Source organism: Isoptericola sp. Y541 (assembly GCF_059445465.1).
The window spans coordinates 301,073-323,890 of record NZ_JCAIUJ010000003.1 but is presented as its reverse complement, the minus strand read 5'-3'; the positions used below and the strand labels follow the sequence as shown (position 1 = coordinate 323,890).

The 22,818-nt window shown below is 72.4% G+C and carries 20 protein-coding genes; 17 read left to right on the top strand and 3 right to left on the bottom strand.

What is annotated here, in order from left to right:
* The first annotated feature begins 334 nt into the window (after positions 1-334).
* The 7 genes from thrS to pdxS all read left to right on the top strand — a co-directional run bounded on the left by thrS (position 335) and on the right by pdxS (position 7,556).
* Complete coding sequence (thrS, locus tag AC1C2V_RS09925) at positions 335-2,377, top strand: threonine--tRNA ligase (RefSeq protein WP_495389429.1); 2,043 nt, start codon at positions 335-337, stop codon at positions 2,375-2,377.
* Positions 2,378-2,390: 13 nt separating this feature from the next.
* Entirely contained in the window at positions 2,391-3,053 is a 663-nt protein-coding gene (locus AC1C2V_RS09920) for an HIT family protein (protein WP_495389428.1), read from the top strand.
* Complete coding sequence (gene pgsA / locus AC1C2V_RS09915; RefSeq protein WP_495389427.1) at positions 3,053-3,751, top strand: phosphatidylinositol phosphate synthase; 699 nt, start codon at positions 3,053-3,055, stop codon at positions 3,749-3,751. The genes AC1C2V_RS09920 and pgsA overlap by 1 nt, the downstream gene beginning before the upstream one ends.
* On the top strand, positions 3,751-4,713 hold the full coding sequence (locus AC1C2V_RS09910) for a phosphatidylinositol mannoside acyltransferase (protein WP_495389426.1): 963 nt from the start codon (positions 3,751-3,753) through the stop codon (positions 4,711-4,713). Before pgsA ends, AC1C2V_RS09910 begins: the two co-directional genes overlap by 1 nt.
* A gap of 65 nt (positions 4,714-4,778) precedes the next feature.
* Positions 4,779-5,984 carry a glycosyltransferase family 4 protein gene (locus AC1C2V_RS09905; RefSeq protein ID WP_495389504.1) on the top strand — a complete coding sequence of 402 codons (1,206 nt, stop codon included), beginning with the start codon at positions 4,779-4,781 and terminating at the stop codon, positions 5,982-5,984.
* Positions 5,981-6,568 (top strand): hypothetical protein, encoded by a 588-nt coding sequence (locus tag AC1C2V_RS09900; protein ID WP_495389425.1) that lies wholly within the window; start codon positions 5,981-5,983, stop codon positions 6,566-6,568. The genes AC1C2V_RS09905 and AC1C2V_RS09900 overlap by 4 nt, the downstream gene beginning before the upstream one ends.
* 10 nt (positions 6,569-6,578) lie before the next feature.
* Positions 6,579-7,556 (top strand): pyridoxal 5'-phosphate synthase lyase subunit PdxS, encoded by a 978-nt coding sequence (pdxS, locus tag AC1C2V_RS09895; RefSeq protein ID WP_495389424.1) that lies wholly within the window; start codon positions 6,579-6,581, stop codon positions 7,554-7,556.
* Between the two features lie 59 nt (positions 7,557-7,615).
* Here pdxS and AC1C2V_RS09890 read toward each other — a convergent pair whose 3' ends face one another.
* The 3 genes from AC1C2V_RS09890 to AC1C2V_RS09880 form a co-directional block, all read right to left on the bottom strand.
* The gene (locus AC1C2V_RS09890; RefSeq protein ID WP_495389423.1) at positions 7,616-9,115 is read right to left on the bottom strand and encodes an SDR family NAD(P)-dependent oxidoreductase; all 1,500 of its coding nucleotides are present in this window, start codon (positions 9,113-9,115) and stop codon (positions 7,616-7,618) included.
* 693 nt (positions 9,116-9,808) lie between these two features.
* Positions 9,809-10,507: a hypothetical protein gene (locus AC1C2V_RS09885; protein ID WP_495389422.1), complete on the bottom strand. Its 699-nt coding sequence runs from the start codon at positions 10,505-10,507 to the stop codon at positions 9,809-9,811.
* Complete coding sequence (locus tag AC1C2V_RS09880; protein ID WP_495389421.1) at positions 10,504-11,370, bottom strand: hypothetical protein; 867 nt, start codon at positions 11,368-11,370, stop codon at positions 10,504-10,506. The genes AC1C2V_RS09885 and AC1C2V_RS09880 overlap by 4 nt, the downstream gene beginning before the upstream one ends.
* Positions 11,371-11,406: 36 nt before the next feature.
* Between AC1C2V_RS09880 and hrpB the strand changes: the two genes are divergently transcribed.
* The 10 genes from hrpB to secF all read left to right on the top strand — a co-directional run bounded on the left by hrpB (position 11,407) and on the right by secF (position 22,814).
* Positions 11,407-13,932, top strand: a complete 2,526-nt coding sequence (gene hrpB / locus AC1C2V_RS09875) for an ATP-dependent helicase HrpB (RefSeq protein WP_495389420.1) — start codon at positions 11,407-11,409, stop codon at positions 13,930-13,932.
* Positions 13,933-14,116: 184 nt separating this feature from the next.
* A complete protein-coding gene (locus AC1C2V_RS09870) occupies positions 14,117-14,722 on the top strand; it encodes an NUDIX hydrolase (protein WP_495389419.1) in 606 nt (201 codons plus the stop codon).
* Positions 14,719-15,366 carry a pyridoxal 5'-phosphate synthase glutaminase subunit PdxT gene (gene pdxT, locus AC1C2V_RS09865; RefSeq protein WP_495389418.1) on the top strand — a complete coding sequence of 216 codons (648 nt, stop codon included), beginning with the start codon at positions 14,719-14,721 and terminating at the stop codon, positions 15,364-15,366. Before AC1C2V_RS09870 ends, pdxT begins: the two co-directional genes overlap by 4 nt.
* A 7-nt stretch (positions 15,367-15,373) precedes the next feature.
* Complete coding sequence (locus AC1C2V_RS09860; RefSeq protein WP_495389417.1) at positions 15,374-16,135, top strand: YebC/PmpR family DNA-binding transcriptional regulator; 762 nt, start codon at positions 15,374-15,376, stop codon at positions 16,133-16,135.
* Between the two features lie 209 nt (positions 16,136-16,344).
* Complete coding sequence (gene ruvC, locus AC1C2V_RS09855; RefSeq protein ID WP_495389416.1) at positions 16,345-16,935, top strand: crossover junction endodeoxyribonuclease RuvC; 591 nt, start codon at positions 16,345-16,347, stop codon at positions 16,933-16,935.
* Between the two features lie 124 nt (positions 16,936-17,059).
* A complete protein-coding gene (ruvA, locus tag AC1C2V_RS09850) occupies positions 17,060-17,680 on the top strand; it encodes a Holliday junction branch migration protein RuvA (protein ID WP_495389415.1) in 621 nt (206 codons plus the stop codon).
* Positions 17,673-18,806, top strand: coding sequence for a Holliday junction branch migration DNA helicase RuvB (ruvB, locus tag AC1C2V_RS09845; protein WP_495389414.1), 1,134 nt, complete (start codon positions 17,673-17,675; stop codon positions 18,804-18,806). Before ruvA ends, ruvB begins: the two co-directional genes overlap by 8 nt.
* A gap of 194 nt (positions 18,807-19,000) precedes the next feature.
* Entirely contained in the window at positions 19,001-19,438 is a 438-nt protein-coding gene (yajC, locus tag AC1C2V_RS09840; RefSeq protein WP_495389413.1) for a preprotein translocase subunit YajC, read from the top strand.
* Between the two features lie 119 nt (positions 19,439-19,557).
* Positions 19,558-21,717, top strand: a complete 2,160-nt coding sequence (secD, locus tag AC1C2V_RS09835; protein WP_495389412.1) for a protein translocase subunit SecD — start codon at positions 19,558-19,560, stop codon at positions 21,715-21,717.
* Positions 21,717-22,814, top strand: coding sequence for a protein translocase subunit SecF (gene secF / locus AC1C2V_RS09830; RefSeq protein ID WP_495389411.1), 1,098 nt, complete (start codon positions 21,717-21,719; stop codon positions 22,812-22,814). The genes secD and secF overlap by 1 nt, the downstream gene beginning before the upstream one ends.
* Positions 22,815-22,818: the final 4 nt, after the last annotated feature.

Genomic DNA, 22,818 nt, shown 5'->3' with positions numbered 1-22,818 from the left:
CTCTATGGTAAGACCACAGCCTCTGGCCTGCGCCTTCAGGGCTTGTGAAGTTCTTCACAAATGGCGGAGATGGTGCCGCGACGCTCTCGCCTGCTCGCGGCCGACGCCGGGTCGGGGGACCGGCTGACGGAAAGGGGGAACACCGGACCACGGCCCGGCCGCCCACGGGCGGAGAGCCTCGTCGTGGTGGCCGGTGCGGATGAGTACGATCGAGGGGCGCTGCCCGAGGGTGGCGCCCCTCGATCGTGCCCGGCGAGCGCTGCGCGCCGGCCGGTCGTCGTTCGACCCGCCGCCGCGCACCGCGCGCCGGTCCCGACCAACAAGGAGCACCTCCGTGTCCGACGTCGCCTCGCCGATGCCACCGACCCCCGATCACGCGCAGGACCCGGCGCAGGACACGGACACGGTGACGGTGCAGACGTCGACGACGGGCACCGAGCTCTTCGCGGACCGCCGCGACGTCGTCGTCATGCGGGTGGACGGCACCTTGCTCGACCTGGCCACCGACCTCGCGGCCGGGACCGTGGTGGAGCCGGTCACGATCGACTCGCCCGACGGGCTCGCCGTGCTGCGCCACAGCGCCGCGCACGTGCTCGCCCAGGCCGTCCAGCAGGTCAACCCGGACGCCAAGCTCGGCATCGGCCCGCCCGTCACGGACGGCTTCTACTACGACTTCGACGTCGAGACCCCGTTCACGCCCGAGGACCTCAAGGCCCTCGACAAGGCGATGACCCGGATCATCCGGGAGGGCCAGACCTTCCGCCGCCGCGTCGTGACGGAGGACGAGGCGCGCGCCGAGCTCGCCGACGAGCCGTACAAGCTCGAGCTCATCGGGCTCAAGGGCGGGACGACGCCGGCCGAGGGGGACGACGCCGGCGTCTCCGTCGAGGTCGGCGGCGGCGAGCTGACCATCTACGACAACGTGCGCGGCGCCGGCCGCGAGAGCGAGACCGTGGCCTGGAAGGACCTGTGCCGCGGCCCCCACCTGCCCTCCACCAAGCTCATCGGCCAGGGCGTGCAGCTCATGCGCTCGGCCGCCGCCTACTGGCGCGGGTCGGAGAAGAACCCGCAGCTGCAGCGCATCTACGGCACCGCCTGGCCGTCGAAGGACGAGCTCAAGGCGTACCTGGAGCGCCTGGCCGAGGCCGAGCGTCGCGACCACCGCCGCATCGGCGCCGAGATGGACCTGTTCTCGTTCAACGACCAGGTCGGCTCGGCCCTGCCCCTGTTCCACCCCAAGGGCGGCGTGATCAAGCGGGTCATGGAGGACTACGTCCGCCAGCGCCACATCGAGGAGGGTTTCTCCTACGTCGGCACCCCGCACATCACCAAGGAAGAGCTCTTCTACACCTCGGGTCACCTGCCGTACTACGCGGACACGATGTTCCCGGCGCTCGACCTCGAGGAGGTCGGCGACCATGGGCGCTACCGCCTCAAGGCGATGAACTGCCCGATGCACAACCTGATCTTCTCCAGCCGAGGGCGCTCGTACCGCGAGCTGCCGATCCGGCTGTTCGAGTTCGGCACGGTGTACCGGTACGAGAAGTCCGGCGTGGTCCAGGGCCTGACGCGCGTGCGCGGCCTGACCCAGGACGACTCGCACTCCTACGTCACGCCCGAGCAGGCACCCGACGAGGTCAAGCACCTGCTGAACTTCATGCTGTCGGTGCTCAGGGACTTCGGCCTCGACGACTTCTACCTGGAGCTGTCGACGCGGGACGACTCCACGCCCGACAAGTTCGTCGGCACCGACGAGGACTGGGCCAAGGCCACCGCGGTGCTGGAGAAGGTCGCGGTCGAGTCAGGCCTGGAGCTGGTGGCCGACCCGGGCGGCGCCGCCTTCTACGGTCCCAAGATCTCCGTCCAGGTCAAGGACGCGATCGGCCGCACCTGGCAGATGGGCACCGTGCAGTACGACTTCAACCAGCCGAAGGGCTTCGGCCTGGAGTACACGGCGGCGGACGGCACCAAGCAGCAGCCGGTGATGATCCACTCGGCCAAGTTCGGCTCGATCGAGCGGTTCATGGGCGTGCTCATCGAGCACTACGCGGGGCTCTTCCCGGCCTGGCTGGCGCCCGTCCAGGTGCTCGCAGTCCCGGTGGCCGAGGCGTTCGACGACTACCTCAAGGAGGTCGTCGCCCAGCTCAAGGCCCGCGGGATCCGCGCCGAGCTGGACCTGTCGGACGACCGGTTCGGCAAGAAGATCCGCAACGCGTCCAAGGAGAAGGTGCCCTTCGTGCTCATCGCGGGCGGGGAGGACGTCGAGGCCGGCGCGGTGTCGTTCCGGTTCCGCGACGGCAGCCAGGAGAACGGCGTGCCGGTGGCGGACGCGGTCGAGCGCATCGTGGCGGCCGTGCGCGACCGCGTCCAGGTCTGAGCAGGGCCGGCACATGACGGGGGAGAGCGCGACGGCGCCGGCGGGCGACTTCGGCCCGCCCGAGGACGGGCTGCAGCGGCTGTGGACGCCGCACCGCATGGTCTACATCGGCGGGCAGGACAAGCCGGCGGACGGCTCGGTGGCGCAGTGCCCGTTCTGCCGCATCCCGGCGGGTGACGACGAGTCCGGGCTCGTCGTCGCCCGCGGGCACGAGTGCTACGCGGTGCTCAACCTGTACCCGTACAACTCGGGGCACCTCATGGTGCTGCCGTACCGGCACGTGTCCGACTACACGGACCTGACGCTCACCGAGACGGCCGAGCTCGCGGCCATGACGCAGACGGCGGTGCAGACGCTGCGCGCGGTCTACGCCCCGGCGGGCTTCAACCTCGGCATGAACCAGGGCGAGGTCGCCGGCGCGGGGATCGCGGCCCACCTGCACCAGCACGTGGTGCCGCGGTGGCTCGGCGACGCGAACTTCCTGCCCGTCGTGGGCCAGACCAAGGCGCTGCCCGAGCTGCTGGCCGACACGCGCGCCCGCCTGGCGGCCGCGTGGCCCTCCGACGAGCACTCGGCCGGCCCGTCAACCGAGCCGTCAACCGAGCCGTCAACCGAGCCGTCAACCGAGCCGTCAACCGAGCCGTCAACCGAGCCGTCAACCGGGGGAGAGCGCTGATGCTGAGAGGCCTGCGCGCGGCGATGCAGCGCTTCTTCACCCCGCCGGCGCGGCTGCTGCTCCGATGGGGCGTGACGCCGGACGCCGTGACGATCGCGGGGACAGTCGTGGTCGTCGTCCTCGCCCTCACCCTGCTGCCGGCCGGCCACCTGCTCCTCGGCGGCGTTCTCATCGGGCTGTTCGCCCTGGCCGACTCGCTCGACGGCGTCATGGCGCGCCTGTCCGGGCGGTCGGGCCCGTGGGGCGCCTTCCTCGACTCGACGCTCGATCGCGTCTCCGACGGCGCGGTCTTCGCCGGCATCACCCTCTGGTTCGTGCTGCACCCCGACGTCCCCTATTCCATGTGGGGCATCGCGGCGTCGCTGGCCTGCCTGGTGCTCGGGTCCGTCGTCCCGTACGCGCGGGCGCGGGCCGAGAGCGTCGGTGCGTCGGCTGCCGTCGGGATCGCCGAGCGCAGCGACCGGCTCCTCGTGGCCCTGGCAGCGGTCGCGTTCACGCAGGTCGGCCTCCCTGTCGTCGTGACCGAGGCCGCGCTCACCCTGCTCGCCGTCGCGAGCCTCGTCACCGTGGTGCAGCGGATGGCGACGGTCCGCCGACAGCTCGCCACGGCAGGCGCGCCGGGCACCACCGACCTGACCGGCAGCAGTCCCGGCAGCGGTCCCGACAGCAGTCCCGACAGCACCGACCCGGAGGCCTGATGCGGTTCGACGTCGCCCGGCTGTACACGTTCGCGTGGCGGCACGCCCCGAAGATCCCGGAGCCGGTGCTGCGCGCCGCGTTCACGGCGATCGCTGACCTCACGTGGCTGCGGCGCACCGAGGGCGTGCGCCGCATGGAGGCGAACTACGCGCGGGTGCGTCCGGACCTCGACGCGCCCGAGCTGCGGCGCCTGACCCGCGCGGGCATGCGCTCGTACATGCGGTACTTCCGCGAGGCGTTCACCCTGCAGGGGTCCACGCCCGAGCAGATCGCGGCCCGCGTCCGGGTCGAGGGCTACGAGAACGTGGCGGGACCGGTCGGCGACGGCCAGGGCGTCTCCCTGGCGCTCGCACACCTGGGCAACTGGGACCTCGCGGGCGCGTACGCGACGCCGCGCATCGCGCCGGTCCTCAGCGTCGCCGAGCGCCTGAAGCCGGAGGAGCTGTTCGTCGAGTTCGTCGAGTTCCGGCGGTCCATCGGCATCGAGGTGCTGCCGCTCGGCGAGCCGAGCGTGTTCCGCAACCTGGTGCGCGGGGCCGCGCGCGGCGGGTACCTCGTGCCGCTGCTGGCCGACCGCGACCTCACCGCGACGGGCGTCGAGGTGGACCTGTGCGGCCACCGGGCCCGCGTCGCCGCCGGTCCCGCGGCCCTCGCGCTGGCGGCCAAGGTGCCGCTCGTCCCGGCCGACATCACGTACGAGCGTCTGTCGGGCGAGCGCCGGCGGGCCGCCGGGACCGTGTGGGGCATCGTGATCCGGTTCTACCCGGCGGTCCCGGTGCCTGACGACTCGGGCATCCGCCGCCAGGAGCGCGTGGCGCGGATGACCCAGAGCTGGGTGGACGTGGTCGCCCGCACCCTGCAGGAGTCCACGCAGGACTGGCACATGCTGCAGCGTGTCTTCGTCGACGACCTCGACCCGGACCGGTACGCCCGCACCAAGGCCGAGGCGGGCGAGGGATGAGCGCCGCGCAGGCCGACAGGGCGGAACACGCTCAGCGGGACGGCACGGGCGGGGCCGCTCGACGGTTGCGGGTGGGGATCGTGTGCCCGTACTCGTTCGACGCCCCCGGCGGCGTGCAGTTCCATGTGCGCGACCTGGCGCAGGCGCTGCAACGCGCCGGCCACGAGGTCTCGGTGCTCGCGCCGGCCGACGAGGAGACCCTGGTGCCGGAGGTCGTGACCGCCGCGGGCCGGGCGGTGCCGGTCCGCTACAACGGTTCCGTCGCGCGGCTTGCCTTCGGCCCGCGCGCCGCGTCGCGGGTCCGGCGGTGGGTCGAGGCCGGCCGCTTCGACGTGATGCACCTGCACGAACCGATGGTGCCCAGCCTGTCCATGCTCGCCCTCTGGGTGGCGGAGGGGCCGGTCGTGGCGACGTTCCATACCTCCCAGGTGCGCTCCCGGGCGCTCCAGGTCGCGTTCCCGGTGCTGCGCCAGTCGCTGGAGAAGATCGCGGCGCGCATCGCCGTGTCGGAGGACGCGCGACGCACGCTGGTCGACCACGTGGGCGGCGACGCCGTCGTCATCCCGAACGGGGTCTACGTCGACACGTTCGCCGCGGGCGCGAAGGCCGAACGGTGGCGCGGCACGCTCGAGGCGCCGACGATCGCGTTCCTCGGCCGGCTGGACGAGCCCCGCAAGGGCCTGGAGGTGCTCGCCGCGGCCGTGCCGCACGTCCTGGAGCAGATCCCGGGGGCGCGGTTCCTGGTCGCCGGGCGCGGCGACGCAGGTCGGGACGCGGCGATCGAGACGCTCGGCGCGCACGCGTCGTCCTTCGAGTTCCTCGGGGGCGTGAGCGACGGGGACAAGGCATCGCTGCTGGCGTCGGCAGACCTGTACATCGCCCCGCAGACCGGCGGCGAGAGCTTCGGCATCGTGCTGGTCGAGGCGATGAGCGCCGGGACCGCCGTGGTGGCCAGCGACCTCGGGGCCTTCCGCCGCGTGCTCGACGAGGGCGCGGCCGGCAGGCTGTTCCGTACCGGTGAGCCGCGGGACCTGGCCGACGCGATCCTCGCGGCCCTCGGTGACCCCGACGGCACCGGAGAGCGGCGGGACCGCGCGACGGCGTTCGTCCGGAGGTTCGACTGGTCGACGGTCACCGAGCAGGTGCTCGCGGTGTACGAGATGGCGGTCGCCGCGGGCGACGCGCTCGACGCCCCCGAGGCGGTGGCGCGGGCCGAGGGCGCGGTCGGCTGGCTGCGCGGCCGCCGCGCAGCGGGAGGTGAGGGCGTATGACCTGGTCGGAGCTCGCCCTCGTCGTCCTCGTCGTCGCGGCGATCGTGGTGTGGCTGGCCTGGATCTCGGCGTCGCGCCTCGACCGGCTGCACCGCAAGGTCATCGCCTCGCGCATCGCGCTGTACGCGCAGCTCGCGCGCCGCGCAGGCGCCGCGATCGACCTGGCGTCCTCCGGCCTGCTCGACCCGGCGGGCGCAGTGCTCGTCGCCGACGCCGCTTTCGCCGTCGTCGAGGACGCCGGTCCGCCCGCCCCTCCCGGGGGCGAGCTGGCGCTCGACGGCCTCAGCCCCGAGCGCGAGCGCGCCGAGAGCGAGCTGTCGTCGACGCTGCGCTCGGCGCTCGGCGACGAGGAGTTCCTCCGGTCCCTGCGCGAGTCCGCGCCGGGCGACGAGCTCGTGGGGCAGCTGGCCGCGGCGTGGTACAGGGCCCAGCTCGCGCGGCGGTTCCACAACCAGGCGGTGGCCCAGGCGCGCCGGGCCCGGCGCACCTGGTACGTGCGTCTCCTGCGCCTGAGCGGGCACGCCGCGCTGCCGCGGACGGTCGAGCTCGACGACCAGATGCCGGCGGGTCTCACCGGGCACTGACGACCGTAAGATGAGAGGTGGCGTGACAGCGGTCACGCCTCCGACTCCGACACGAGCGAGGCCCGAGTTGAGCGAGACCACCGGCACGGACGCCGTCATCACCGCGGGCGAGGTGGGTACCGCCCGCGTCAAGCGAGGCATGGCCGAGATGCTCAAGGGCGGCGTCATCATGGACGTCGTCACCCCCGAGCAGGCGAAGATCGCCGAGGACGCCGGGGCGGTCGCGGTCATGGCGCTCGAGCGTGTGCCCGCCGACATCCGTGTCCAGGGTGGCGTCGCGCGCATGAGCGACCCGGACATGGTCGACGGGATCATCGACGCGGTCTCGATCCCGGTCATGGCCAAGGCCCGCATCGGGCACTTCGTCGAGGCGCAGGTGCTGCAGTCCCTCGGAGTCGACTACGTGGACGAGTCCGAGGTGCTCACCCCGGCCGACTACGCGAACCACATCGACAAGTGGCAGTTCACCGTGCCCTTCGTGTGCGGTGCCACGAACCTCGGGGAGGCGCTGCGCCGTATCACCGAGGGCGCCGCCATGATCCGCTCCAAGGGCGAGGCCGGCACGGGCGACGTCTCGAACGCCACGACGCACATGCGCCAGATCCGCGGCGAGATCCGCCGCCTGTCGTCGCTGCCGACGGACGAGCTGTTCGTGGCGGCCAAGGAGCTGCAGGCCCCGTACGAGCTCGTGGCCGAGGTGGCCCGGGCCGGCAAGCTGCCCGTCGTGCTGTTCACCGCGGGCGGCATCGCCACCCCGGCCGACGCCGCGATGATGATGCAGCTCGGCGCCGAGGGCGTGTTCGTGGGCTCGGGCATCTTCAAGTCCGGGGACCCCGTGGCGCGCGCCAAGGCGATCGTCCAGGCCACCACGTTCCACGACGACCCCGACGTCCTCGCGAGGGTCTCCCGCGGCCTGGGCGAGGCGATGGTGGGGATCAACGTCGACGAGATCCCGGAGCCGCACCGGCTGGCCGAGCGCGGCTGGTAACACCTGCCTGACCAGGACGGACGCCGGGGAGCGAAGGCGCCCGGCGTCCGCCCTTTCAACTACCAGGGCGACGGCTCGTAGTCCTTGAGGAAGCAGCCGTACAGGTCGGTCCCTGCCTCGCCCTGGACGATCGGGTCATAGACGCGGGCGGCGCCGTCGACCAGGTCGAGGGGCGCATGCCAGCCCTCGGCGGCGATCCGCAGCTTCTCCTGGTGCGGGCGCTCGTCCGTGATCCACCCGGTGTCCACCGCGGTCATCAGGACCCGGTCCGTCTCGAACATCTCCGCTGCGGACGTCCGGGTCAGCATGTTCAGGGCGGCCTTGGCCATGTTGGTGTGCGGGTGTCCCGCGGACTTGTAACGGCGGGAGAACTGCCCCTCCATCGCCGAGACGTTGACGACGTACCCGCGTCGCGCCATGGACGTCGCGGCCCGCATCGCGGGCCGCAGCCGGGAGATGAGCAGGAACGGCGCGATCGCGTTGCAGAGCTGGACCTCCAGGAGCTCCAGCGGGTCGACCTCGTCCACGACCTGGGTCCACGAGTTGGTCGTCTGCAGGTCGGGGAGAAGCCCGCCGGCGTCGACGGCCGTGCCGGCCAGGTGGGCGTCCAGGGAGGCCGAGCCCGCCCGAAGCGCCAGCGCCGTCAGGGACGCCGCGGTGTGCATCGCGACGGCGTCGTCCTGCGACTGCCCCTCGCGGTGGGCGACCGACAAGGCGGTCAGCGCCCCTGCGATCGCAGCGGGGTGCGCCTCCGAGACGTGATCGAACGTGACCATCCCCGGCGGCTCCAGCCCATAGGGAAGCGGGGCGACCGGTGACGACTCGCCCGCGACGAGCTGCGAGTAGGCCCCGGGGGTCCGGCGGACCGTCTGGCAGGCGTTGTTGACCAGGATGTCGAGCGGGCCCGCCGCGGCGACGTCGTCGGCCAGGGCGATCACCTGGGTGGGGTCACGCAGGTCGATACCGACGATCTTGAGCCGGTGCAGCCAGTCGGCGGCGTCGGGCATCGCCGAGAAGCGGCGCACCGCGTCTTTCGGGAAGCGGGTGGTGATGGTGAGGTGAGCGCCGTCGCGCAGCAGTCGCAGCGCGATGTACATTCCGATCTTCGCCCGGCCCCCGGTGAGCAAGGCACGGCGCCCGGTCAGGTCCGTGCGCTGGTCGCGCCGCGTGTGGCTCTTCGCGGCACAGGCCGGGCACAGCCAGTGGTAGAACGAGTCGACCAGCGTGTAGTCCGTCTTGCAGATGTAGCAGCCGCGGGCGGTGCGCAGCTCGCCGGCGAACGCCCCCGGCGCGGTCGAGACCAGCGGGATGCCGGCGGTCTCGTCGTCGATCCGCGCCGCCGAACCTGTCGCCGTCTGCTCGATGACGCTCCGGTCGTGCGCCTGACGCTCCTCGCGGACCGCCGCCTTACGGGACTTCTTGAGCAGCTTCCACATGTAACCGGTCGCCCGTTTGACCGTCTGGACGTCGGGATGGTTGGGGTCGAGGTCCTTGAGCCGGCCCAGCACCCGAAGGGTGGTGGCAAGCTCGTCCGGGTCGATCGCCGCGTTCGTTGGCACGCCGTAGGGTAGCCCCGCTCGCCACGAGCCCGTACTCGGTATGGAACTCGCGACACCCACCGCCAGCGACACTGCGCGTCACCACAGGTCAGTGCCAGGAACATGGTGGCCTGGCTGTCGGCCGGCACGCCAGGGGTCGGCGGCGGCGCGGCGAACACCTGCTGCAGCACCTGGCCGTCCGCCTCGGCGAGCGTGCCGTCGGGCGCGGGGGCGCGGGGGCGCGGGGGCGCGGGGGCGCGGGGGCGCGGGGGCGCGGGGGCGCGGGGGCGCGGGGGTGCGGTCGAGGCGGTCGGCGAGCGCGAGGTAGTTCTGGGTCACCTCGTCGACGGTGCCGCCCAGCCCGAGCGTGGCGTGCTGTGCTGCGGCGACCTTTGCCGCGTCGGGGAAGCGTTCCGACATGGCCTTGCCCCAGTTGTCCTTCGCGTCGGCCCCGACCTTCGTGGGTCGACCTTGCCGCCGGCAGTTTCGAGACGGCCACCTCGATCTTCTCGCCACCGGGGTCCCCGTAGTCGAGCGGAACCTCCACGGTTCCGCAGGTGAGCCGGGGGCCGCGACTGGTGCCCTCGGCCCGCTCGGGGCACGCGCCCCAGGTGATACGCGGTGTGACGGCCGCGTGACCATCGCACTGCGGATCCGCGACGCAGGCCTGGTCTGAACCGCGCCGGTGCCCGCGAGACCGTCGAGCCGCCATGATCAGCTCTGCGGGACCATCCCGGTCCGTCCCTCCCAGGTGCCGTGCTCCGAGAGCGGGCGGAAGCGGAACGTCGCGAATTCGTGGTGGAAGTCGCGACGCCGACGTTCGACCATGGCGTCCGCGTGCCGCCGGTCAGTGGGAACGCCGGAGCGCCCGTGCACCATCTCCTCCATCTCGCGCACGGTGCGCCACACGGAGAACGTGGAGATGGTGTGCGGCGGTCGGAAGGCGGCCAGGGCGAGCGTGGTGCCCGGGTGGTCGCGCACCTGACGTTCGACGGGTCTGCCCCACCGCAGGAACCGGGGCACCTCGAGCAGACGCATCCGCGCGACGGTGACCGCGACCACTGGCTCGTCCTGGTCCCAACCGCCTGCCCGGGCGGGCAGACCGGGCAGGGCCGCCAGCCGGGACCAGCGGCGCAGGTACTCCAGTCGGACGTGCCAGCCGGTCGCCAGGTGGCGGCCGAGGCCGTCGTCGGACAGGAAGCGGTCAACGGCGTCCTCATCGCGCCACTGTGCGAAGACCGCGATCCGTCGTAGCTGCAGTCGGTCCGGGGAGACGGTGGGCGACCCCAGGCGCATGAGGGCCAGGCACTCGGCGTGGTCCAGCCCTGGCGTGGTGGTGCCCGACGGCGGTCGCAGCAGCGCGCGTGCCGTCACGGCGGCCGGGATCTCGGCGAGGTGAAAGGTGTGGATCATCGGGCGTGCTCCATCTTGTAGTGCAGACGCATCATCCAGGTGCGCCACATCCGTAGCTCGTGGTCAGTACGGAGCACCCCGTAAGGGTCGCGGTAGAGCCGGAAGGTCTCGTGGAGCGGGACGCGTGCCGCGAAGTCCCGTCCGCCGTCGTGGACGACGACGTACGCGCCGTCCTGACCGAACCGTCCTGGGGGTGACTCCAGGACGAGCCCGCCCCCGTCATTGATGACCGGGCGCAGGAACACCTGGACGTTGCCGGACTCGAGCGGGAACGTGACGTGGACGCTCGGCCGCGCCGCGCCGGGAAGCAGCCGTACCGAATAGCAGCCGCTGAACACGTAGCGGCTCGACGGCCGGAGCGTTCGCAGCCACGCGGCACCCACCTGCTCGCCGTCCCGGTCGCGGATCACGCGGACCCGGCTGTCCATCCCGTACGCGACGTCGAGCGGGCGCATCGGGAGAGATAGCTGCTCAACCCGGCGGCTGAACACCCGAGCGATCAGCTCACCCGCAGGCCAGAACAGCGGTGACCATCCGGTCCACACCTCCATCTGCCAGGAGGCGGTGTGCTCGTAGAAGTCGCGGATCCGCGGATCCAGTCGGGAGGCGTCGAACCCAGGACCGTCGAGGATCGTCATCGCCGGAAGCAGACCGGGTGCTGGGCCTGCTGAAGCATCCGTGGTCGCGGCATCGTCGTCGACCGTGCCGCCGTGGTGCGCGGCCTCGGCGGCGAGCCAGCCGTCCCCGACCGTGGAGGAACGACTCATCGGGGCGCGCAACCAGGAGTGATGCGTTGCAAGGTCGACAGGCTTGCCGGCCAGTCGCCAGAACTTCCGGGACCCGAGGTCCAGCAGATGGTTCACGACAATGCATTCTTGCAGGTCGGTTAGCGTCGGGGCGTGCTGCTACCTGAAGTTTCGGTGCCGGGGGCGGACCTGCCGGTCCGGGCGGTTCTGCCTGCCACGGTCGACGCGGTGCGGTCGCGCGGCACCGCGGTGCTGGTCGCGCCGCCCGGATCGGGGAAGACCTCGCTGTTGCCGCTCGCGCTGGCCGACGCGCTCGGGGGCACGATCATCGTCGCCGAGCCGCGACGGATGGCGACCCGCGCGGCCGCGACCCGGCTGGCGATGCTGGTCGGCGAACCGCTCGGCCGGCAGATCGGCTACGCGATGCGCGGTGAACGCAGCGGCGGCAAGGGACTCCGTGTCGAGGTCGTGACTACAGGGCTCCTCGTACGGCGTCTGCAGCAGGACCCGGAGCTGCCGGGTGTCGCCGCGATCGTGATCGACGAGTGCCACGAGCGGCACCTCGATGCCGATCTGCTGCTCGCGCTCTGCGTCGACATCCGGGCGAACCTTCGAGAAGACCTGGCGATCGTCGCGACCTCGGCCACCGCGGACACGGTCCGGCTGAGCCGCGCGCTGGGCACTGACGTACCGGCGCCCGTGATCACCGCGTCTGCTGCGCTGTTCGACGTGGCGATCGAGTGGGCCCCACCACCGGTCCCCGCGCCGCTGCTTCCCGGTGGGCGGGTCGACCCGCGCCTGCTGGATCACGTCGCGACCGTCGTCCAGCGCGCACTGACCGAGAACGACGGCGACATCCTCGTGTTCGTCCCGGGGGAGGCCGAGATCAACGCTGTGACTCGTCGGTTGGCCGGCCAGAATGTCCTACCGTTGTTCGGCCGCCAGTCCAGGGCTGAACAGGACCGCGCGTTGGCGCCGTCCGCCACTCGTCGGATCGTGGTCACGACGTCGGTCGCGGAGAGCTCGCTGACCGTGCCCGGGGTCAGGGTCGTGGTCGACGCGGGTCTTGCCCGGGAGCCGCGGACCGATCAGTCCCGTGGCCTCGGTACGTTGGTCACCTGCCGGGTCTCGAGGTCGTCGGCCGACCAACGAGCGGGTCGCGCCGGGCGGGAGGCGCCTGGCCGGGTCTATCGGTGCTGGTCCGCCACCGACCACGTGCGTCTCGACGATCATGCGGCGCCGGAGATCGCGATCGCCGATCTGGCAGCCTTCGCCCTCGACCTCGCGGCGTGGGGTGCGCCGGCCGGTGCCGGTCTGACCTTGCTCGAGGCGCCGCCGGTCGTGGCGATGACGGCGGCCACCGAATTGCTGCGCCGCATCGATGCCCTTGACGACGGTGGCCGGATCACCGAGCGGGGCCGGCGGATGAGGGCGATCGGGGCGCATCCTCGCCTTGCTCGTGCGTTGCTGGACGGGGCGCCGCGGGTCGGCGCCGACCGGGCACGCGAGATCGTCGCCATGCTCTCGGACGACTCGGGCCGCAACTTCGGCGATGATCTACCGGCCCGCTGGCGAGCCCTTCGCCGTGGTGAGGACCGCGGAGCGACGGCCCGCTGGCGAGAAGAGACGAAGCGCCTCGGCCGAGGCGCGCCGACCGGCGACCCGTCGGGTGGGCGGGCTGGTCGGGGGACGCACGGAGTACCGGACGATCTCGCGGTGGGGATCGTGGCGGGGTTGGCGTATCCGGATCGGATCGCGCGGGCCCGGGGGATCGACTCGGCGACGTATCAGATGTCTGGTGGTACGGGTGCAGCGCTGGATCTGCAGTCGCCGTTGCGGACCACGACCTGGCTGGCGATCGCGGTCGCTGACCGGGCACCCGGTCGCGCCGACGCCCGGATCCGTTCCGCGGCGCCGATCGATGAGCAGACCGCGCGAGACATCGCAGGCGACCTCGTCTCGACCACCGACCAGATCCGTTGGGACGACGGCCGGATCGTGACGCGGCGTGTCGAGGCGCTCGGCGCGATCGTGCTGGGCGACGTCCCGCTGGCAAAACCCGACCGGCTGCTCGTCCAAGCGGCCGTCCGCGACGGTATCCGGCGCAGCGGTCTGTCCGTACTGCGCTGGTCAGAGGCCGCACTCGCCCTGCGGGAGCGGCTCGCGTTCTGCCACGCCCGCCTCGGCGCCCCGTGGCCTGCGGTCGACGACGAAGCGCTGCTGGCCGATCTTGACGAATGGCTGGGTACCGAGCTCGCCTCGGTGCGAGGCTCGCGCGATCTTGCCCACATCGACGTGGCTTCGGCCCTCCGGCGACTACTGCCATGGCCCGCGGCAGCCCGGTTCGGTGAGCTAGCACCGGAACGGCTCCAGGTCCCGTCGGGCTCCGAGGTTCGACTCGCTTACGACGGCGCCGAGTCGCCGGTCCTCGCAGTGAAGCTGCAGGAGGTATTCGGCTGGACTGCGACTCCAGCCGTCGCGGACCGTCGTGTCCCGGTCGTTCTGCACCTGCTGTCGCCCGCACGACGTCCGGTCGCGATCACGAGCGATCTCGCCTCCTTCTGGAAGCGGGGCTATCCCCAGGTCCGAGCCGACCTGCGGGCCCGCTACCCGCGCCATCCGTGGCCGGAAGACCCACTCACCGCCCTCCCGACCAAACGAGTAAAACCTCGCCAGTGAGCGGGGCTGCCCTGATCTCATCCGTCGCGGTGACGGCTTGCCGAGCGTCTGGGCGACAGGTTCTGGGCGGGGCCGTGCCCTTGGCTAGCATGGGCACCATGGATGCACGTTCCCCGTCAGTCGTGAACCACGGCATCGACGTCGAGGCCGAGCCGGCGCCCGTGCGCCTGGCGGAGCGGGGCTGGTGACGCCGCCCCTCGGCGACGACTGGGTCACCGGGCCGGACGGCCTCAAGCACCGTCGTGCGGCCCGCGTGATCCTGCTCGACGAGGCGGACCGCGTGCTGCTGGTGCGCGGGCACGACGCTGACCAACCCGAGCGGTCGTGGTGGTTCACCGTCGGCGGCGGGATCGACCCGGGCGAGAGCGAGGTCGAGGCCGCGCTGCGCGAGGTGCGCGAGGAGGCCGGCCTGGAGCTCACCCCCGACGACCTGGTGGGCCCGGTGGCCACCCGCGCGGGGATCTTCCGGTTCTTCGCCGAGACCTGCCGTCAGGACGAGGTCTTCTTCGTCGCGCGGGTCGACGGCGGCCACGAGCCGACCGACGCCGGGTGGACACCGGTGGAGCGCGACGTCCTGGACGAGATGCGCTGGCTCACGACCGCGGAGCTGCGCGCCGAGACACGCGAGGTCTTCCCGACCGTGCTGCCGGACGTCGTCGACGCCCTCGCCCGCGGCTGGGACGGCACGGTGCGCCACCTGGGCACGCAGTACGACGACGAGCCCACCTCGCCGGTCGCCCTTCGACAGGCTCAGGAACCGCAGGTCGAGATCCCGGAGGATCGCTGGTGAGCGCACCCACGATCGGGGTGCTCGCCCTGCAGGGCGACGTGCGCGAGCACGCCTCCGCCCTCGAGTCCGCCGGGGCCCGGGCCGTCCGAGTGCGCCGCCCCGCCGAGCTCGAGGCCGTCGACGGGCTCGTGCTACCCGGCGGGGAGTCGACCACCATCGACAAGCTGCTGCGGCTGTTCGAGCTCGCCGACCCCCTGCGCCGCGCGATCGGGCAGGGGCTGCCCGTCTTCGGGTCGTGCGCGGGAATGATCCTGCTCGCGGACCGCATCGAGGGCGGCACCGCCGACCAGCGCACCCTCGGCGGCATGGACGTCGTGGTGCGACGCAACGCCTTCGGCCGGCAGGTCGACTCGTTCGAGGCGGACCTGCAGGTCTCGGGCATCTCCGACGTGCCGGACGGCGTCCCTGTGCGCACCGCGTTCATCCGGGCGCCCTGGGTCGAGTCGGCCGGCCCCGACGTCGAGGTGCTGGCCCGGATGCCCGACCGTTGGGCGGACGGCTCCACGGTGGGCGCGGCCGCCGGTAAGATCGTCGCAGCACGTCAGGAACGGCTGCTCGCCACCGCCTTCCACCCGGAGATCACGGGGGATGCGCGGGTGCACGGGCTGTTCGTCCGGCTCGTCCAAGCATCGCGAAGGAGTTAGGGAGCGCATGTCAGGTCACTCCAAGTGGGCCACGACCAAGCACAAGAAGGCTGCGATCGACGCCAAGCGCGGCAAGCTCTTCGCGAAGCTGATCAAGAACATCGAGGTCGCCGCGCGCACCGGGGGCGGTGACCTGGCGGGCAACCCCACGCTGTTCGACGCCGTCCAGAAGGCCAAGAAGTCGTCGGTCCCGAACGACAACATCGAGCGCGCGCTCAAGCGCGGCTCCGGCGAGGGCGCCGACGCCGTCGACTACCAGACGATCATGTACGAGGGCTACGGGGCGAACGGCATCGCCGTCCTCGTCGAGTGCCTCACCGACAACAAGAACCGTGCCGCCTCCGAGGTGCGCCTCGCGTTCAGCCGCAACGGCGGCAACCTCGCCGAGCCGGGCTCGGTGTCGTACCTGTTCTCCCGCAAGGGTCTTGTCGTCGTGCCCAAGGCCGAGGGCGTCACCGAGGACGACGTCATGCTCGCGGCGCTCGATGCCGGCGCCGAGGACGTCAGCGACGAGGGCGAGTTCATCGAGGTCCTCTGCGAGGCCACCGACCTCGTTGCCGTGCGCACCGCGATCCAGGAGGCGGGCATCGAGTACGACTCCGCCGACTCCGTGTGGCACCCGTCCATGGAGGTCGAGGTCGACGTCGAGGGCGCGCGCAAGATCCTGCGCCTCATCGACGCGCTCGAGGACAGCGACGACGTGCAGAACGTCTACGCCAACTTCGACGCCTCCGACGAGGTCATGGCGGCGCTCGACGAAGAGGACTGACCACTCCCGACACGTCCCCCACCCCCCACCCCGCCGCCCCCGCGGCGAGGTAGTCCCTGATTCGCCGAGGTAGTTCGAAATTCCGCGAGGTAGTTCGCAGACCGCAAGATGGCGCACTACCTCGCCGAGGATCGAACTATCTCGCGGAATTTCGAACTACCTCGGCGAATCTGGGACTACCTCGGCGACCTGCGTGAGAAGGTGACGACGTGCGCGTGCTGGGGGTGGATCCGGGGCTGACCCGGTGCGGTGTCGGTGTCGTCGACTCGCTGCCGGGGCGGCGGGCGCGGCTCGTCGACGTGGGCGTCGTGGGCAGCGACCCGGCCTCGAGCGTCGACCTGCGGCTGCTGCACGTCGCGTCCGGGCTCGAGGAGTGGCTGGACCGGCATGTGCCCGATGTCGTCGCGGTCGAGCGGGTCTTCGCCCAGCACAACCTCGGCACGGTCATGGGCACGGCCCAGGTGGCGGGGCTGGCGATGGTCGCGGCCGCACGGCGCGGCATCCCGGTGGCGATGCACACCCCGAGCGAGGTCAAGGCCGCGGTGACCGGCTCCGGCCGGGCGGGCAAGGAGCAGGTGCAGCGCATGATCGCGCGCATCCTGGGCCTGGACGAGCTGCCGCGACCGGCCGACGCCGCCGACGCGCTCGCCCTCGCCGTCACGCACCTGTGGCGGCCGGCAGGAGCCCTGCAGGGCGGGGAGCGGCACGAGCTCACCCCCGCGCAGCGCGCGTGGGCGGCGGCCGAGCAGACGGCCCGCAAGGGCTCCCACCGCGGGGCGCCGTCCCGCACCCCGCGCTGACCGCGGCGCTCCCGTCGATGGCGGGCCGGCACTCGTGTCGTGGGTGGGGGCGTCGGCGCCGGTTGTTACAGTGGCGCCTCGTACGGGTGTTCGACGGACGGCCCTGCTCGACGAAAGGACAACGGTGATCGCCTCCCTGACCGGCACGGTCACGCACGTGACGCTGGAGCGGGCCGTGCTCGACGTGGGCGGGGTGGGCTACCTCGTGCACGCCACCCCGGGCACGCTCGCCGGGTTGCGCCCGGGTGAGCGTGCGCAGCTGCACACGACGCTCGTGGTCCGCGAGGACTCGATGACGGTGTTCGGGTTCGCGGACGCCGACGAGCGCGAGGTCTTCGAGACCGCGCAGTCGGTCTCGGGCGTCGGGCCGCGGATCGCCCTGGCGATGCTCGCCGTGCTGACCCCCGACGCCCTGCGCCGGGCCGTCGCGTCGGAGGACCTGGCGGCGCTGCGCCGGATCCCCGGCGTCGGCCCCAAGAGCGCCCAGCGCCTCGTGCTCGAGCTGACCGGCAAGTTGGGCGCGCCCAGTGGTGCCGCCGGCGCGGTGGCCGACGTCGCGCCCGTGGGCGGGGGAGACACTGCGCGGGACCAGGTGGTCGAGGCGTTGGTGGGCCTGGGATGGGCCGCCAAGGTGGCCCAGGACACGGTCGACCGGGTGCTCGCGGAGCAGGACGACGAGGGCCCGGTCGACGTGGCGGCGACGCTGCGGGCGGCCCTGCAGTCGCTCGGTGGCCGCCGTGGCTGAGCCGCTCGAACCCGAATACGGCGGCGAGCGGCTCGTCACCTCGTCGGCCGACGACGTCGAGCGGGCCGCCGAGGCGGCGCTGCGGCCCAAGAAGCTCGACGAGTTCGTCGGCCAACGGGTGGTGCGCGATCAGCTCTCCCTGGTGCTGCAGGCGGCACTGGCCCGGGACGCCGCACCCGACCACGTGCTCCTCTCCGGGCCACCGGGGCTCGGCAAGACGACGCTCGCCATGATCATCGCCGCCGAGCTCGGCACGCCGATGCGGGTCACCAGCGGCCCGGCGATCCAGCACGCGGGCGACCTGGCCGCGGTGCTGTCCTCGCTCGAGGAGGGCGAGGTGCTGTTCATCGACGAGATCCACCGCCTTGCCCGGCCCGCCGAGGAGCTGCTGTACGTGGCGATGGAGGACTTCCGGGTCGACGTGGTGGTCGGCAAGGGCGCCGGGGCCAGCGCGATCCCGCTGGCGCTGCCGCCGTTCACCGTGGTGGGCGCCACGACCCGGTCGGGCCTGCTGCCCGCGCCGCTGCGCGACCGCTTCGGCTTCACCGGCCACCTGGACTTTTACGACGCGGCCGAGCTCGAGCGCGTCATCATCCGCTCGGCAGGGTTGATGGGCGTCGACATCCAGCACGCCGCGGCGCACGAGATCGCCGGTCGCTCGCGCGGTACGCCCCGCGTCGCGAACCGGCTGCTGCGCCGGGTGCGCGACTGGGCCCAGGTGCGCGGGGACGGCGGCCTGGACCTCCGGGCGGCACGCGCCGCGCTCGAGGTCTACGAGGTCGACCTGATCGGCCTGGACCGGCTCGACCGCTCCGTCCTGGACGCCGTGTGCCGCCGGTTCGGCGGCGGCCCGGTGGGCCTGGGCACGCTGGCGATGACGGTCGGGGAGGAGCCGGACACGGTGGAGACCGTCGCCGAGCCGTACCTGGTGCGTGAGGGCCTCCTGGGCCGGACTCCGCGCGGCCGGGTCGCGACACCCGCCGCGTGGGAGCACCTCGGCCTCACGCCCCCGCCCGGCGCCTGGGGCGCGGCCGTGTCGGGCACGCACTTCGACGACACCGAGGGCGGCCGGGCGGGCGGCCGGGCGGGCGGCCGGGCGGGCGGCCGGGCCGACCCGGCGGACTAAACCGGGGCCGCGCGTCGGCGGGTGGCCGTCGACCGCCTAGACTGGGTGAGGCACCGACCATCGACGGTCGGTGTGTGGAACTCGACGGGCGCCATGCTCGTTGGTCCCGTGTGCGCAGACCCCTGCGCATGGCGCGTCGACCGGCGCGCCCCAGACGCCCGCCATGGGCGGGCAGTGACAGACAAGGACGCTCCGTGGAACTCATCATCCTCTTCGTGGTCCTCGCGGGCCTCATGTTCTTCATGAGCTCGCGGACGCGCAAGCAGCAGAAGCAGCAGGCCGAGTTCCGGTCGCAGCTCGCGCCGGGCCAGGAGGTCATGACCGGCTCGGGCCAGTTCGGCACGGTCGTGGAGATCGACGAGGCGAACGACACCGTCACCATCGAGTCCACGCCTGGCAACCGGTCCCGCTGGCTGCGTGCCGCGATCGCCAAGCGTGTCGACACGCCGGTGGACGACGCCGTTGACGCCGCTGACGAGACGGACGTCACAAGCGACGACGCCGAGACCGGTACGATCACCTCCGGCGCCGATCACGTCGACGTCCCCGACGACCTGTCGAGCCTGGACACCGCGCAGCGGGAGTACCGGGACCAGCAGCGTCGCGACGAGGGCGAGACCGGCAACAAGTAGCAGTGACACGCGACGGCGGGCGCTCGCGCCCGCTCGACTGACACCGCGCCGGTCGGGGTGATCCCGGCCGGCGCCATCACGCGTCGACCCACCGGCGCGCAGACGGGAAGAGACAGAAGTTGGCGAACTCACGCACGAAGCGGTCGCGTCCGGCACGCACCCTCGTGGTCTTCACGATCCTGACGATCGTCCTGCCCTTCATCGCGCTCGGTTCCGGCGTCTTCTTCAGCCCCAAGACGGCTGACGACCCCGACGGCGCGAGCTTTGCCCCGGGCTTGGCGCTCGACCTGCAGGGCGGCACGCAGATCGTCCTGACGCCGGTGTCCACGGACGGCTCCGACGTGACGTCGGAGACCGTGCAGGAGTCGATCAACGTCATCCGGCAGCGCATCGACTCCTCGGGCGTCAGCGAAGCCGAGATCACGAGCCAGGGCTCGGGCAACATCGTCGTCGGCATCCCCGGCGAGGTGTCGCAGGAGACCATCGACCTCGTCTCGCAGCCGGCCCAGATGCGCTTCCGCCCCGTGCTGACCTATGCGGCCGGCACCCCGATCCAGGAGCCCAGCGAGGACCCGTCGGCCAGCCCGTCGCCGAGCGAGGACGCTGCAGGCGACGACGCCGCGGGCGACGACGCTGCGGGCGACGACGCTGCGGGCGACGACGCCGCGGGCGACGACGCCGCGGGCGACGACGCCGCGGACACGAGCCCGAACGGCAAGGGTGCCGGCGCGCCGCTCTCGTTGCCGGCCGACACCGACCCGACGGAAGCGCCGACCGCGACGGCGACGTCGGGCGGGGACGCGGCCGAGGAGCCGGAGCCGTCGCCGACGACCACCGAGGGCGACGACGCCGCGGCCGCCGACCCGAGCGATCTCGCACAGATCACGCCCGAGGTGCAGGAGCAGTTCGAGGCGCTCGACTGCACCGACCCCGCGAACCTCAAGGGCGGCGGCGGGGACGACCCGGACTCGGTGCTGGTCACCTGCGGCGAGGACGGGGCGGTGAAGTACATCCTCGGCCCGATGGAGGTCGACGGCACACACATCTCCTCCGCGAGCTCCGGCCTCGTGCCCGGGCCGAACGGCACCACCACCAACGAGTGGGGCGTCTTCCTCGACTTCGACGGCGAGGGCGCCAAGGAGTTCCGTGAGACCACCACGCGGATCTCGACCCTCGAGGAGCCCCGCAACCAGTTCGCCATCGTGCTCGACGGGCTCGTCGTCTCCGCCCCGTCGGTGAGCACGCCGATCGCCGACGGGCAGGCGCAGATCTCGGGCAGCTTCACGCGCGAGACGGCCGCGACGCTGGCCAACCAGCTGAGCTTCGGCGCGCTGCCGATCCAGTTCGACGTGCAGAGCCAGGAGGAGATCTCCGCGACCCTCGGCTCCGAGCAGCTGCGCAACGGCCTGATCGCCGGCCTCATCGGCCTCGCGCTGGTGGTCGTGTACTCGCTGATGCAGTACCGCACGCTCGGTCTGCTCACGGTGGCGTCGCTGGTGGTCGCCGGCGCGATCACGTACCTCTCGATCGCCCTGCTGTCCTGGGGGATGGGCTATCGGCTCTCGCTCGCGGGCGTGGCCGGCCTGATCGTCGCGATCGGGTTCACGGCGGACTCGTTCATCGTGTACTTCGAACGCATCCGTGACGAGATACGCGACGGGAGAACTCTGTCCTACGCCGTGGAGCGGGGCTGGGCCCGCGCGCGGCGCACGGTGCTCGCCGCCAAGGCCGTCAACCTGATCTCCGCGGTCATCCTGTACTTCCTCGCCGTCGGCGGCGTGCAGGGCTTCGCCTTCACGCTGGGTCTGACGACGATCATCGACGTGGCGGTCGTCTTCTGGTTCACGCACCCGATGATGGAGGTCCTCACCAAGATCCCGTTCTTCCGCGACGGCCACCGATGGTCGGGCCTGTCTGCCGAGCGGCTGCGCGTCGGCTCCGGGCCGCGGTACGTGGGTGCGGGACGCGTCCGCGCGGCGGAGCCCGCCGCGAGGGACACGGCGGCGACGCCGGACGAGGCCTCTGGGTCCGCGGTGGCCGAGGCCCCGGCGGTCGAGGGCACGGAGCCTGAGCGGGAGCCCGCGCGCAGCGGCGCCCGGGTGGCCGCGGCGCCCGCCACGGATGCCTCGGGCCGGCGGCTGACGATCGCGGAGCGGCGCGCGGCGGAACGCCGGGCGGCCGAGTCGGGGACGGATCCCGGCGGCAATCCCGGCAGCCAAGCGGGTCCTGAGGACGGCACGTCGCCCTCGGCGACCGGCGAGAACGAGGAGAGCCGCTGATGGCCGGCATGAACTTCGCCCAGTGGGGCAACGACCTGTACACGGGCCGTCGGTCCTACCCGATCGTGCAGCGCCGTCGGCGCTGGTTCACGATCTCGGGGATCCTCGCCCTGGTGTCGATCGCGGTGATCGCGATCCAGGGGCTTGCGCTGGGCATCGACTTCCGTGGGGGCACCGAGCTCACGGTCAACGACGTGGCGTCGACCGAGCAGCAGCCGGCGATCGACGTCGTGCACGAGGTGCTGTCCGACGACGAGCCGCGGGTCGCCGTCGTCGGCGGGTCGGCCGTGCGGGTGCAGACCGAGCAGGTGACCGACGAGCAGGAGGCCGCGCTCGTCACGGGTCTCGCCGAGGCGTACGGCGTCGACGAGTCCGCGGTGGGCACGTCGTTCGTCGGCCCGACCTGGGGCGCCGGCGTCTCCATGCGGGCGCTCTGGGGCACCGTGGTGTTCGTGGTGGCGGCGGCGCTCTTCATGGCCGTGTACTTCCGCGCCTGGCGAATGTCGGTCGCCGCGATCGTCGCGATGCTCGCCGACCTGCTCATCTCGGCCGGCGTGTACGCGGCCATCGGCTGGGAGGTCACGCCGTCCACGATCATCGGCTTCCTGACCATCCTGGGCTTCTCGCTGTACGACAAGATGGTCGTCTTCGACAAGGTGCGCGAGAACACGGCCGACGTGCTCACGCAGACCCGCAGCACCTATGCGGAGCGGGCGAACCTGGCGGTCAACCAGACGCTGGTGCGATCGATCAACACGTCCGTGGTGGCGCTGCTGCCGGTGGCGAGCATCCTCTTCGTGGGGGCGTTCCTCCTGGGGGCCGGCACGCTCCGCGACCTGTCGCTGTCGCTCTCCGTCGGCATCGCCGTCGGCGCGGTCTCCTCGCTCTTCCTGGCGACGCCGCTCGACGTCGCGCTGCGTGAGCGCGAGCCAAAGATCGCCGCGCACACGAAGTCGGTGCTCGAGGGCCGGGCCGGGATGGTCGCCGAGGGCGGGCACGAGGCCGAGGTCGAGGCGTACGCGACCGGCTCCGCCCAGCTCATCCCGGGTCAGCACCAGGGCAACCGGGCCCAGCCGCGCCGCAAGCGCGGCGACTGAGCCC

Excerpts from the sequence above, each read along its gene's own strand:
- AC1C2V_RS09920 (WP_495389428.1), top strand. The coding sequence starts at position 2,391 with ATGACGGGGGAGAGCGCGACGGCGCCGGCGGGCGACTTCGGCCCGCCC.
- secF (WP_495389411.1), top strand. The coding sequence starts at position 21,717 with ATGGCCGGCATGAACTTCGCCCAGTGGGGCAACGACCTGTACACGGGC.
- AC1C2V_RS09885 (WP_495389422.1), bottom strand. The coding sequence starts at position 10,507 with ATGATCCACACCTTTCACCTCGCCGAGATCCCGGCCGCCGTGACGGCA.
- AC1C2V_RS09910 (WP_495389426.1), top strand. The coding sequence starts at position 3,751 with ATGCGGTTCGACGTCGCCCGGCTGTACACGTTCGCGTGGCGGCACGCC.
- pdxS (WP_495389424.1), top strand. The coding sequence starts at position 6,579 with ATGAGAGGTGGCGTGACAGCGGTCACGCCTCCGACTCCGACACGAGCG.
- AC1C2V_RS09860 (WP_495389417.1), top strand. The coding sequence starts at position 15,374 with ATGTCAGGTCACTCCAAGTGGGCCACGACCAAGCACAAGAAGGCTGCG.
- pgsA (WP_495389427.1), top strand. The coding sequence starts at position 3,053 with ATGCTGAGAGGCCTGCGCGCGGCGATGCAGCGCTTCTTCACCCCGCCG.
- AC1C2V_RS09900 (WP_495389425.1), top strand. The coding sequence starts at position 5,981 with ATGACCTGGTCGGAGCTCGCCCTCGTCGTCCTCGTCGTCGCGGCGATC.